Genomic DNA, 13,051 nt, shown 5'->3' on the forward strand with positions numbered 1-13,051 from the left:
TTGCCTTTAATTTAAGTTTCTTTTACGTTATGTATGAGAAGATACGATTTCATAATATACCATTTTCGTTAATTTATGCAATCTTGAATAGGGGGTTGAGTAAAAGTTGTTGTTGAGTTTCATCCGGTCTTCTTATTCAATCGAAGTACCGGATGAGGAGAACTGAATCAATTTCATAACAAACGAAAGGTATTAGGAATTGATTCGGTTATAATAAATTTTTGATATTTGTCCGAAGGACCTGGCAGGAGTATTCGAACAGTTTCATTTCCTCTTCTGCTAGCTGAAGCTCGATAACCTCTTCGATTCCTCTGCCTCCAATTATGGCAGGAACACCAACGCATATATCTTTTTGTCCGTACTCCCCATCTAGAATAGAAGAAACGGCGATAATCTTATGATCATCCGTCAGAATGGAACGAGTAATGAACGCTATGGCACTGCCGATACCGAACTGAGTCGATCCTTTTCGGGTGAAGATCTCCCAGCCTGCATCCCGTGTCTTGCGGGAAATATCGGCAAGATCAAGATGCTTAAATCGTTCCTTATGCTGATCAAGGATATGAAGAATAGGTTTACCGCCGATCGTCACATGAGACCAGGCTACAAATTGAGACTCTCCATGTTCTCCAAGTGCATATCCATGGACACTGCGCGGATCGATAGAGAAAATCTCCGAGAGGATGGTTTTCAGTCTTGAAGAATCAATGGATGTACCTGTTCCAATAACTTGGCTTCTCGGTAGACCAGACAGTTTCCAGACGAGATAAGTAATAATATCCACGGGGTTCGCAGCGACTACAAACACACCTTGAAATCCGCTTTCCATAATAGGTGCCACAATTTCTTTCGTAATCGTAACCGCTTCTTCTAATATATCTAGACGAGTCTGACCCGGTTTTGGGTTAGCCCCCGCCGTAATAATAATGACATCCATATCTTTGCAATCCGCATAGGTTCCAGCATGTACCTTTGTCCGTTGGTAAGTAAAATCCATGCTGTGTGACAAATCAAGCGCTTGACCGAGTGCTTTTTCATAGGTTCGCCCGATCAGCATAATTTCACCCGCGATGGCTTGATTGATCATTGAGTATGCTGCACTCGAACCGACAAGACCTGCCCCAACAATCGCCACTTTTCCTGTTCTGCTTCTCATCGCCCATTGCCCTCCCGTTATAAACCGCACATGAAGAATATAGAAACGAAGTTCTCTCTGTTTTATTATCCTTATATTCTATGCATGCATCTATTTAACGTTACATAAGATAACATAATTTTTGTGTATTTATCAATAATCAAACAATACCACCCATTATTTAGGAGGTAACCTCACATTCTAATGACAGGAGGTAGCTAAAGGATGGGAAGAACAGGGGAAGGTTCTGTCGAATGATAAAGGAGAAAAGTCATAATTTATACCCGACAAAACTTCTTACGATACCGCATTCTTAGAAGAATTACGCCAAAGGAAATAAGATGAAAAGAACGAATTTAAAGTATAACAAGATTTATAGAGAGTCACCTGTGAGTGAAACGTCTTTATAAATGCTTGTACCTTTAATCAAATGCTCAGCTTGATGAGAATGATGTAACGAACGAATCCATTAGATAAGACTGTTGCTCGCGCAAACAACAGTTCTTAAGACGCCCTTATCCATTAGTTGACCAACGCAGGCATGGTTCATGACGAATGTTTTTACAAACCAATTGATTGTAAAATCCGGGAGGTAATGAATATGAATATGCATTTGAATGGTAACGAAACAGGAGCAACGACGGAGACTGCAAAAGAACTGGGCATTGGAGCGAGCACACTTCGTAAATATGCGGCGGCACTCGAAGAGCAAGGGTATCATTTTGAACGTGCGGCAAACAAGTCTAGATTATTTGGTAACCGTGATATTGAGCGGGTGAAAACACTCATGACACTTCTCCGTGAGCAGAATCTGCCATTGCAAGATGCGGCTGTCATTGTCATGGAGATCGGCAGTGAAAAAGCGGCTGCTGCAAAAGAGATCGTGAACCCGGTACTTGCACATAGTGCGGTTTCAAAGGTTCAGGCGCATTCGCCTGTAGAGCAGAAACAAGTTCTTCAGACAGCAGAGGTGAATTCTGCCCAAATGGAACAAATGAATGTAGAATGGCAGATGCTCCAAGAGCGTATGGTGGAACTTGAGCGGGAGCATGCAAAACTTCGGAAACAAAACGATGACCTGCAAGTGCTGGTGGAAGAACAGCAAACATGGATGCGGGAGAAACTGGAAGAGGACCGAGATCGCCAGCTGATTACGAATCTACGCAGCTATCAAGGACGGAAACAGAAGGCAAAGACCAAGGGGCATTCCCTCCGAATGTTATTTGGTTTACTTCCGAAAAGCAGGAGGGAGGCATGATGATGAGAGGGGGCATGGTGAAAATGCAGATGCAGAACAAAGCATTATCGCGTACCCATCGTAAACAGTCTCTTCGCTCACTTTATCGTCAGAAAGATTCAGTCCAAATTACAGGTCCTCCGGTAACTCAGGGTTTTTATTTTTAGATATTTAGAGTTACAATAGAAAGGAGGATTCGATAAAAGCGACAAGGAGAGCCACAAATGATTATTTTAAAAAGTAAAGACGAGATTCAATATATGAAGAAGGCTGGCGAGATTCTTGCCGCTTGTCATAGAGAGATTGCAGGGCTCATTCGCCCAGGCATTCAAACTCAGGAGATTGATGCTTTTGCAGAAAGCTTTATGAAAAAACATGGTGCAACACCAGAGCAAAAAGGGTATAACGGATATCCATATGCGACTTGTGCCTCGGTTAATGACGTGATCTGTCATGGTTTCCCTGGGAAATACGCGCTGAAAGACGGGGATATCGTTACCATTGATATGGTTGTTAATCTTGATGGCTGGCTTGCGGATTCCGCATGGTCTTATGCTGTAGGTAATGTATCCGAATCAGCACAGAAGCTGCTGGATGTAACCAAAACTTCCTTATATAAAGGAATTGAAAAAGCCGTAATCGGCAACCGGATCGGGGATATCTCGAATGCAATTCAGGTATATGCGGAAGCAGAAGGATTCTCTGTAGTACGTGAATTTATTGGTCACGGAATCGGACAAGACATGCATGAAGAACCGCAAGTACCTCACTATGGTCCTGCCGGACGCGGTCCGCGTCTGAAAGAAGGCATGGTAATTACAATCGAACCGATGCTGAACATCGGAACCTATCGCAGTAAGCTGGACAGTGATGGCTGGACTGCCCGTACACAGGATGGCGAATTGTCCGCTCAATATGAGCATACAATTGCGATTACCGCAGATGGTCCTATTATTTTGACTGAACAATAAGCACAAGCTGGTAAAGAGATGTGAGGAGAAGAGACGTACTTTTCCCATATACTCTAGGCAGTAAGCAGATCATAACATAAGAAACAGGACTCCTTTTATCCTCCACATAAAGAGAGCCCTGTTTCTTTGTGTTTTCTTTTATTATAGGCGGCCGGATAGTTATATTACGCACTGACAATAATAGCAACATACCCTAAGATGAAGCGGACGCACTGCGAGAGGGTAAGTGTAAGTATGGTTAGAAAGGATGTCTGCGCGAATTGAATAGCCGCAAAAGTAAACGTACATTCAGTAGTCCTCTGTTATGGGGAGCAGGAATTGTCGTTATTTTATTGATATTACTAGCAGTAATCAGTGGAAGTGAGAAGGAAGAAGAGTCAAAGGTACTCACGGCGGTAACGAACGAAGAAGTGTCCACCTTTTTGGAGCATGGCGAGTCGGGGTTTTTATATGTGGGTCGTCCTACATGTCAATTTTGTCGTGAGTTTATGCCCGTGTTAGAGAATGCTTCACAAAGTACAGGTCAAACGGTGTATTATTACAATACAGATGAAGGTCGTGAGCAAGATGAGGAAAAATCAGGAGCATTGTTAGACCAGCTTAAGATTGAATCTGTGCCTGCTCTTCTCTATATAGAAAATGGCGAAGAAGCAGATCGGTTAACGCCCGGAACACTAGATGAGGAAGCGATCGCTGTTTTTTTACATCGCAAAAAGTAAAAAGCTCTGAAATTGAACACATCCAGTGTTTGATTCCAGAGCTTTTTTTTATCCACTTAAGAACTCATGGTAGACTCCTTGTCCCCAAAAGTTTCGTTGTAATGCCGCAGCATATACAGCCGCCAGTGAAGCAACATCCCAAAAGCCAAAACAAAAAATAAGGCTCCTGTCTGAACTACGGTTATATAATTCTGTATGAATTCATGAAGTAGTAAGCGAACCGTAAGCAAACCTAGCAAGATGAACATAAAGCTTTTGGAGCTCGAAACATAGATCTGTCCGTCTCTTTTCTCAAACTTGGTGCTTTTAATGAGCGGGTATGCAAATAAAAACCAACCAACCAAAAAAGCAACAATGGCCCATAAAAACGGGATGTGCGTTTGTGGCACGACAAACATCATAAATCCGGTGCTCATACCAAGGGGCGGAATGATAATCTTCCGTTTGGTAATGGGTCTGTTTGCTGCTTTCATACGAATAAAAATGGCACTAAGCGCAATAAAGATCATACCAATGGTTGCTGCGATTTGTAAAAATGAAGAGCTTATCGGCACGTACAGGACCTCTCTTTTGCGTGAAATCAAATTTATCTTCATTATATCATATCTCAATGAAAACACTCTTACCGAGTTGTTTTATGATTTGGATGTGAACTAAGCTTCTTTTCATTTCTTACCACCGGAATTATACTTAGACTGTGCTTGCCAAAGTAATAATAGATAAAGATATAGAGGATGGTGAATGCGTGGAATCTGATATCTGGAAACCTTCCGTAATCCTGGGGATCTTGGTGCTGATTTTAATCCTTGTTAATTATCCCTGGATTCAGTGGAGAGCAAACCCGAGTCGGACAATCGATATTGTGATTATTGATAAGTCAGTATCGGATATAAATTATAACGAGCATAAAGGTCTAATTTGGATTTTAAACCAACAAAAGATAAAGGACCGAAATGGTCATGCCTATGTTAATGAGGAGAGTTATTACGGATTCAACCCAAGTGCTGTTAATACTATTCAATCCCTTCCTTCTACGCTGCGAGGGAAAGATCTGATTTATGCGGCAGATACATATGGAATATACAAACAGGAACAGCAAGCAGATCGGTCATACAAACAAAAGTTAATCTATGGTGGAATGAAATCAGAAGATGTCCAGAAAATACAGTATGCGACAGCAACAGGAACGACTTTTGTTGGTGAATATAATATTCTTGGTGCCCCTACAGATAAGGAAGTCAGACAACAACTTGAAAATATGTTTGGTATAGAATGGACGGGCTGGAAGGGCAGATATTACAAAGAATTAGCCAATGTATCTACACTTTTGAAACAGAAGTACACTCTCGTGGCTGGAGAAAAATGGACCTACCAGGGAGAGGGAATCATATTCATTAATGAAGAAGAGAACATGGTGGTATTGGACAGCAGCGACCTAGAGGCTAGGTCATTTGGAGTTGAATTCTCGGAAAAAGGGTACGAATGGAGCCAGGTGAAAGGGAAAACAAGCTATCATGGATGGTTTGATATTGTAGAACCTCGCGCAAGGGCTGAGGTAATGGCAGAGTATACGATGGATCTGTCACAGTCTGGAGCAGAGAAACTAACAGCGGCGGGGATTCCTGATCATTTTCCTTCCATTACTCGGTTTGATCATACAACACATTATACTTACTATTTTTCAGGAGATTATGCAAATCGTGTGGACATGCCTTACCCTACTCAGTATATAGGCTGGGATGCAGTCATGAAATTCTTCGTTCCAAGAACACATCAAAATGCATTCTACTGGGAAGTATACGTACCAGTTATGAAGCAGATCTTCAGTGAGATTAAAGCATCGTCGTGAGTAACAGATCATGAAAACAGGTCATTAAAATAACAAGGTGGCCTGCCTTGACAAATAAAACTGTCACCATTATAGTGACATTTTTACATGTGTTTCCAGTAGGGAGTAAAACGTGGTTTGATTTTAGGAGGTTTGCGTAACATAATAGGGTAGAAACAGATAAGCACGGTAAGATTATGGGAGGGCGGATAATGAACAGTGAGTTTACCATTGCGGTGCATGGTCTGTTGTATCTGGGGGTCCGAGAAGGACGTATTGCCAAAAGTGAAGATATTGCCGAAAGCGTGACAACTCATCCAGCGAGAGTACGGAAAGTTCTAAGTGTACTCCGTAAGCATAGATATGTGACAACCAAAGAAGGAGCCCATGGAGGATATATGCTTAGCAGCAATCCCCGTGATGTTAGGTTAGGAGATTTATACCGACTATTTGCATTCGGTTCTTTTGCCCCGCACTGGCGTTCTGGGGACGAAAGTTCGAATTGTATCGTTTCTTCGAATATCAAAGAAGTTATGGGTACGATTTATGAGGATGGAGAACGGGTAGTAGAACGGTATCTGGATAGTATCACCCTTGAAGAAGTACAGATGAGGTTAATAGAAAAAGAAAAGCATCGTATGAATCGTCTCTAAGTAAAGGGAGACAGAACACGCAAAGTCTGGCTGAGAAGCTGGGCTTTTTTTATTTTTAATTTTCCTTTATTAGATTTTATAATACAATAATTACCATGGAATAATGGAAATGGAAGGAGCGTTGCGAGATTTATGAAGGAGTATATCCTTTTTCTACATAGGAATGGACAGTTGCTGTTTACGTTAGCCTATAGCTTAACGAGAGATTTAGATCAGGCTGGAGAGTTGCTTGCAGAAGGTGTAGCCGTTTATTGGTCTGAGCTAAAAGAAGACGAACAACAGAATGAGTTATCTTTGTTACGAGAAAAAGTAGAGGATCAGGATCATATTTTTGTCTCACACATGTACGGGATTTTCTCAGCTTTGGTACATAGCAAGGTTCAATATAAGAGAAATGAGAATCTAAGTAATTATGGGATAGAGCATCAAATGATCAGTGATCGGTCGCTGGCTATGGAGGAGTCCATATCTACACTGAAAAATGAACTTCGTTCCCTATTTCTATTAAGCTATTTGTTTGGCTGGGAGAAGGAGAAAATTGCGGCTTATACCGATTTAACAATACAAATCGTAGAGAAGAAACAGAATGAAATCATCTCTATTTTACACCGCAGTATGTCATCTCATTCTGGAGAGATCAGTCCTCTTTTTCTAGATCGTCACTTTGAGAATGAACGAGCAGCAATTGCTAGTATGGAGAGAGAACTCATTAGAATTTCCATTGGAAAAGGACTTTCTCCAGCTGGATTAAACAAAGGGAATAAATGGAGAGCGAGAAAAAGAAAGAAAGTTTGGTTTCTTGGCATGGCCGGAGCGATTATAGCAGGGGTACTTCTATTGTTCCTTACAGGTTTTCCGAAGTCCGTATCAATAGATAACTCGAAGGATAAGTTTTCTTCTATTCCGGATGGTCAGGTCACTATGATTAAAGCAGATGGAAGTTATTTTAAGAAAGCTGCAGCTCAGGAGGTAACTTTATTAAAGAGGTTACAATCAGACTCAGAACAGCCCAAATATCTTGGGTATACAGTACGGCAGAAAGGAACCCGTCTGACGATTGATGGAATGATGACCATGGGGAGTGAAACAATCATTTGGTATTCTCTCGAAAATGAGGAGGGAGATGGAACGCCCAAAGTGATAAGCGGGACTTTGGATTCCGATTTTGGAGACTCGGCAGGGGTCCTTCGAGATCATAGAGAACTGACAACAAATGTACCGTCTAAAGTCCAGGGACAGATTATTTTTGATAGATTAGACACGTTTGACTACAAACCCGAAATGAAACAGCCCCTTCCTGCTGTATTGAGATTAGACGTATATCTAGGCCCCGAGAAGTCGGATTATACAGCTTATCAAATTGATATTCCTGGTGGAGAGGAAGATAATGTCGCCATAACCATTAACCCAAATCAGCAAATTGAATTCGGCGAATATAAAATCACATTAACCGAAGTGAATTATACCAAGTATGTGACCGAAGTGAAGTGGGAGTCTGATTCTGCTAATCCCAAAGATATTGATCATTTACTAGAACCCATGCTTCTGATGAAGGTAGAAGAAGGCAATCGACATTTTCCTGCCATAAGAACAAGTGCAGATGGAAGAACGATTTATTTTCCTGCATTAGCATATGAGGGTCATGTTAACCCTACTGAGTTTCAAATAAGCGGTGCGTTAACGGCACTAGAAAATCAAGAATTCATTGTGAATACGGATCAGGGTGAATTACTAGATGCACCTGCATCGTTTGATGGGACTTACGAGATCGAGAAAGATGTAGATAAAGGGACTATCACTTTTCATTATACAATTACTGACCAAGAGAACTGGCTGTTCCTTGAGAATCAGTATAGAGATGAATTGGGCAATAAACATGATGTGCTAGAGAAGAAACGGGTACAGAATCAGTTCTCTTACACGTTTGCTGATCAAGAATATAGTCAGCCTGTGCACTTCATCATTATGGGCTATCCAGATCAAATTGTACAGGAAGCAAAAGTGAGGATTAATGAATAAATGGCAATCACGACAAGGAGGAATTAGATATTGAGTTCATACCATTCATATAAAGATGAAGAGTTAACGACAGCTGTGAATCAGGCAGATTTCGGGGCGTACGCAGAACTGGTAGATCGAAAAAAAGGAGAGCTATATCGGATTAGTTCTGCTCTTACGAGAGTACATATACGGGCAGAACAGTTGCTTCAGGATACAATTGCTGCGGTTTGGTATGAATGCAGGAAAAATAAAGATCAAGAAATGGATGTATCGCTTCTTTTCATGCAGACGCTGTTAGTACTCGACAAGAAGAGGCAAGGCAAGAGTCGGCAGAATTTGTCTTCTATAGAAGCAACCTCAGGCGAATCTCTTCCAGTGAAACAGATGATAAGCCAGCAGTCGAAGCAAATAGAGCAGGCGATTGATCGCATGCCAGCTTCCGTAAGACAAGTGTTCCTACTGACTTATCTTGCAGAGAAAAATAGCTCCGAGATTGCATCATACATAGGGAAGACAGAAAAGCGGGTGACTCGTTACTTGCAGCAAGCGATGACGATCATCGCAAAGGAGATTGGAGAGAACAGTGGAGATATGCTTTCATCTATACTGCGGAAGCATTTTGAAGGAGAACGAGAACAGATCGAGATTGATCTACGTGCGGGAAAGGGAGAGGCTGCTGTTCAGCAAGGATTGACAGAGGCAAGAAAAGAAAGAAGTGTCAATCAACACTCGAATCGGAGGGTCTACCAATGGTCTTTTATTGGTGCCATGCTGATTATTGTATCTGCAGCCATGCTCTATATGTTTACAGATAGTCGTTCCCCAGCTGATATACATCATCTGCTGAATACGGAAGGAACTTTGGTTACACCGGATATGAGTTACTGGAAAAGTACAATAAAGAAGGAATCAGGCTTAAAAAAACGTTTGAACGAAGAGGATTATTTGCCGATTGGAAAGGTGCTGCCAGAAAACAATGGGTTGAGGCTCATTATAGATGGGGCTATGGATACGAGCACAGGCTTCATTCTGTGGTATACGCTTGAAAATGTAGAAGGAACACAAGCACCCTTACTCGAAAATGGGCTCATAAGAAATCGCTCTAACGAAAATAGTATTGGATCTGGTGACTCCGGTGAGGAAGGTATCCATTACTTGACCAAAGGGAATAAGACACAGGGCAGACTGACCTTGTCATTATCCAACAAAGCAAGGACCGACGTACTCGCTGTTGAGAAAGAAGTTTTCATCACGGCGAATGCCGATGATGAGAGATTTCGGTATGCAGAGTTTATGATGGAACCTCCTGTTTTTCCCGAAAAGCCGAAGAAAACAATGGAGGTGAATGAGTATTTTACCATTCAAGAGCAGGAGTATCATATCAAATATATTTCTTTGTCTACTCAAAATACAAGGGTACGTATCGAAGCAGTGGGAGCCAAGAATCAATCGGAAGCAGATGAGGCAGTGGAGCGCTTAATAGAGCCAAGTCTGTATGTAGTAAATAAAAGCGTTCTTGGCATGGAAGGAGGATTACATTCATTACTGGAGAGCTATGGCTCTGATCTTATTTTTGAATCTATTTATTATGAAGACTACACAGAGCTTAGCCTCCAAGTGGAAGGGTTTAAGAAACTAGAGGGGGATTATGCGACATTCATTATCGATTCAGATACAGGCCAAGTTATGCATAGTGATAGGAAACTACCAAAAGGGATGAGGATCTCAACAGTAGAAGATAAAGAAATCCTGTACCTGCACTACCCAATAGAGAATAGTGAACAATATGGCATATATCAAATTTTTACGGATCGTGAGGGAGGTAGCTATGAAATTAGCGGAGCAATCAAGAAGAAGGATGAAATCTTGTATAAACTGCCAAATGCAACCTATATTCAGCCCCTCACTTTTCGGTTCTATGAGAAAAATATAGATGAATCCCAACTGAATCAGAAGGAAGAAGGTCCAAGTGCACACCATCGGCTCACCATTCCTATGGTGAAGAAGTAAAGCGTAAGAGAGCTAATATATCAAGCTAATGCATCATACATGGATCTTTATTGATATAGAAAGGTGATGAGTTGTAACCTTGAATACACATCATTTATTAGACGAACAACAATCTCCCGAAACAGGTAATAAGGAAATGTCAGCATATGCTGAGTTAATACAACACAGAGCCCCTGAACTATACATAGTTAGCTATGCACTGACGAGGGAACATATACGGGCAGAGCAGTTGCTTCAGGATACAATTGCTGCTGTCTGGTATGAATGCAGGAAAAATAAAGATCAAGAAATGAATGTACCGCTCCTTATCATGCAGACGCTGTTAGTACTCGACAAGAAGAGGCAAGGCAAGAGTCGGCAGAATTTGTCTTCTATAGAAGTAACCTCAAGCGAATCTCTTCCAGTGAAACAGATGATAAGCCAGCAGTCGAAGCAAATAGAGCAGGCGATTGATCGCATGCCAGCTTCTGTAAGACAAGTGTTCCTACTGACCTATCTTGCAGAGAAAGACAGCTCTGAAATGGCATCATACATAGGGAAGACAGAAAAGCGGGTGACTCGTTACTTGCAGCAAGCGATGACGATCATCGCAAAGGAAATTGGAGAAAATAGTGGAGATATGCTTTTATCTTTACTGCGGAAGCATTTTGAAGAAGAGAGAGAAACACTGCGGTTAAACCTAGCTGAAAAGAAGTGGGATTCTGCTGTGCAGCAAGGTTTGCAGGATGCAAGGCAAGGCAAGAAGCCACCGGGGCGTACAAAAAATATAGCAGGCTGGTCTATTAGTGGGATCATTGCAATTCTTGCCGTCACACTCCTTGTTCTCCATCCATGGACTCCACAAAAAATTCATGAGGCATTGAATCGGGAAGGAACACTCGTTGTACCTGATCTGAGTTTTATGATGGAGACAGGTGAGGAGGATAATCTCTTTAAGGCGAAGATAGATAGCGGCGACTATGTAGAGCTGGGACAGGCGATGGAGACAGATAACGGTGTGCGTCTCATATTGGATGCAGCCATGAACTTTGGGAGAGAAAAATTATTTTGGTATACCCTTGAGAAGGGGGAACTGCAACACTTTCCTTACATCTCAGGGGAAATCTGGGATGCAAGTGAAACAGACTTAATTGGGAATATTCAAGGAACTAACGACTTTACAAGTGAGAGCGATTCATCCTTGAAAGGGATGATGATATTAACTAAAAATGATAGCTCTCTGCTGAAGTCTACGGAAGGGGCACTATTAAAGTTCGTAATTGAAACTCAGGAGGATCAACGTAACCGTAACTATACTCTCTCTACGCCTTATCCTAAACTGCCGGAAGAGGAAGCAAAACATGTGATACTGCACGATAGCTTTACTGTGGAGGGACAATCTTTTGAATTAACTGAGCTGATTATGACAACAGAGTATACCCAAGTGGGATTGAAACCAGATCCTGAGAATAGGTATAGTATCGACAGTATAGATAGCATCGTTCTAGAAACAGGGACTGAAGAAAACCGCCGTGGATATGGAACTTTTGAAATGGGGGTCGATTATCTTCTTTTTCCATCCATATATTATGAAGAATTTGATCATCTGCGGCTTAGCATGGAAGATACTTTAGCAAATGCTGATCCTGTTCTAGTGGTTAATACAGACAACGGAAAGATCGTCTCATCACCTAAAGATGCAGAAGATGTTACTACCGAATTATCTATTGATCAAAGCACGATCGAAGATGGTTATTTCACAGTCCATTTTCCGATATGGAAAGATACTAATTTTAGTATTTCGAACCGATATGAAGATGCAGCAGGTAATACCTTCTTTGTTCAGGATCATAAATATAGTGAAAAAGGCCGGCCTGCTTCTTTAAAACTGAATGATTTTAGCCATGTGCAGCCATTAACCTTTCATTTAGAATTTAACTCAGCTTCCGCCAATGATAGCCAAACCGGAACCCAAATCAGTATCCCCCTCATTGGTTCTACAGTTAACACGAAGGAGTGATTGGAAGATGGCAAAAATAAAACGAGGTCGCTATACAGCGAAAATGGAACAGGGATATGCGGTTCTTATGATTGGCATGCGGGTGAATAAACTGTGGGCAATACCTTCCTGGCTCCCTGTATTCACCGCCATGGGCCGGATGATTCGCGAGCTGTATACGAATAAGGAATGGGGATTCTTATCTGCTGAGTTCATGTTTACAGCGCGGGGTGTTACCGTCATCCAGTACTGGCGCTCGTTCGAGGACATGGAGCGATATGCTAAAGAAGGAGGCATTCACCTAAAAGCCTGGCGTGAATTCAACCAACTCTCTCGTAAAACAGATGCGGTAGGTATTTACCATGAGAGCTACCTTATTGAGCCAGGACAATATGAAAATGTGTACGTTAATATGCCATCCTTTGGACTTGGTAAGGCGGGGAACTTGATTCCAGCCGATCCGCATCAAGCGGCAAGGGACCGGCTGTCGCACAACGACAAACAAGAATAGGTCTTATC

At 41.8% G+C, this 13,051-nt stretch carries 12 protein-coding genes; 10 read left to right on the top strand and 2 right to left on the bottom strand.

Annotation, left to right across the window (positions count from 1 at the left end):
- Positions 1 to 208 precede the first annotated feature (208 nt).
- On the bottom strand, positions 209 to 1,156 hold the full coding sequence (locus GQY27_RS12960) for an L-lactate dehydrogenase (protein ID WP_160035021.1): 948 nt from the start codon (positions 1,154 to 1,156) through the stop codon (positions 209 to 211).
- 580 nt (positions 1,157 to 1,736) lie between these two features.
- Between GQY27_RS12960 and GQY27_RS12965 the strand changes: the two genes are divergently transcribed.
- The 4 genes from GQY27_RS12965 to GQY27_RS12980 all read left to right on the top strand — a co-directional run bounded on the left by GQY27_RS12965 (position 1,737) and on the right by GQY27_RS12980 (position 4,062).
- The gene (locus GQY27_RS12965; RefSeq protein ID WP_160035023.1) at positions 1,737 to 2,393 is read left to right on the top strand and encodes a MerR family transcriptional regulator; all 657 of its coding nucleotides are present in this window, start codon (positions 1,737 to 1,739) and stop codon (positions 2,391 to 2,393) included.
- A complete protein-coding gene (locus tag GQY27_RS12970; RefSeq protein ID WP_160035025.1) occupies positions 2,390 to 2,539 on the top strand; it encodes a hypothetical protein in 150 nt (49 codons plus the stop codon). Before GQY27_RS12965 ends, GQY27_RS12970 begins: the two co-directional genes overlap by 4 nt.
- A 57-nt stretch (positions 2,540 to 2,596) precedes the next feature.
- Positions 2,597 to 3,343, top strand: coding sequence for a type I methionyl aminopeptidase (gene map, locus GQY27_RS12975; RefSeq protein WP_160035027.1), 747 nt, complete (start codon positions 2,597 to 2,599; stop codon positions 3,341 to 3,343).
- A 260-nt stretch (positions 3,344 to 3,603) separates the two neighbouring features.
- Positions 3,604 to 4,062, top strand: a complete 459-nt coding sequence (locus tag GQY27_RS12980; RefSeq protein ID WP_160035029.1) for a thioredoxin family protein — start codon at positions 3,604 to 3,606, stop codon at positions 4,060 to 4,062.
- 56 nt (positions 4,063 to 4,118) lie between these two features.
- Here GQY27_RS12980 and GQY27_RS12985 read toward each other — a convergent pair whose 3' ends face one another.
- On the bottom strand, positions 4,119 to 4,616 hold the full coding sequence (locus GQY27_RS12985; protein ID WP_268893029.1) for a CcdC family protein: 498 nt from the start codon (positions 4,614 to 4,616) through the stop codon (positions 4,119 to 4,121).
- Positions 4,617 to 4,807: 191 nt separating this feature from the next.
- Here GQY27_RS12985 and GQY27_RS12990 point away from each other — a divergent pair, with 191 nt between their 5' ends.
- The 6 genes from GQY27_RS12990 to GQY27_RS13015 all read left to right on the top strand — a co-directional run bounded on the left by GQY27_RS12990 (position 4,808) and on the right by GQY27_RS13015 (position 13,043).
- A complete protein-coding gene (locus GQY27_RS12990) occupies positions 4,808 to 5,911 on the top strand; it encodes a hypothetical protein (protein WP_160035033.1) in 1,104 nt (367 codons plus the stop codon).
- A gap of 191 nt (positions 5,912 to 6,102) precedes the next feature.
- On the top strand, positions 6,103 to 6,543 hold the full coding sequence (locus tag GQY27_RS12995; protein ID WP_160035035.1) for an Rrf2 family transcriptional regulator: 441 nt from the start codon (positions 6,103 to 6,105) through the stop codon (positions 6,541 to 6,543).
- A 132-nt stretch (positions 6,544 to 6,675) separates the two neighbouring features.
- Positions 6,676 to 8,562, top strand: a complete 1,887-nt coding sequence (locus GQY27_RS13000; protein WP_160035037.1) for a hypothetical protein — start codon at positions 6,676 to 6,678, stop codon at positions 8,560 to 8,562.
- A 30-nt stretch (positions 8,563 to 8,592) separates the two neighbouring features.
- Complete coding sequence (locus GQY27_RS13005) at positions 8,593 to 10,554, top strand: RNA polymerase sigma factor (protein ID WP_160035039.1); 1,962 nt, start codon at positions 8,593 to 8,595, stop codon at positions 10,552 to 10,554.
- Positions 10,555 to 10,633: 79 nt separating this feature from the next.
- A complete protein-coding gene (locus GQY27_RS13010) occupies positions 10,634 to 12,553 on the top strand; it encodes a sigma-70 family RNA polymerase sigma factor (RefSeq protein ID WP_160035041.1) in 1,920 nt (639 codons plus the stop codon).
- 7 nt (positions 12,554 to 12,560) lie between these two features.
- Entirely contained in the window at positions 12,561 to 13,043 is a 483-nt protein-coding gene (locus GQY27_RS13015; protein ID WP_160035043.1) for a DUF4188 domain-containing protein, read from the top strand.
- Positions 13,044 to 13,051: the final 8 nt, after the last annotated feature.

The sequence above is a fragment of the Paenibacillus sp. An7 genome, assembly GCF_009870785.1.
GTDB lineage: Bacteria > Bacillota > Bacilli > Paenibacillales > Paenibacillaceae > Paenibacillus.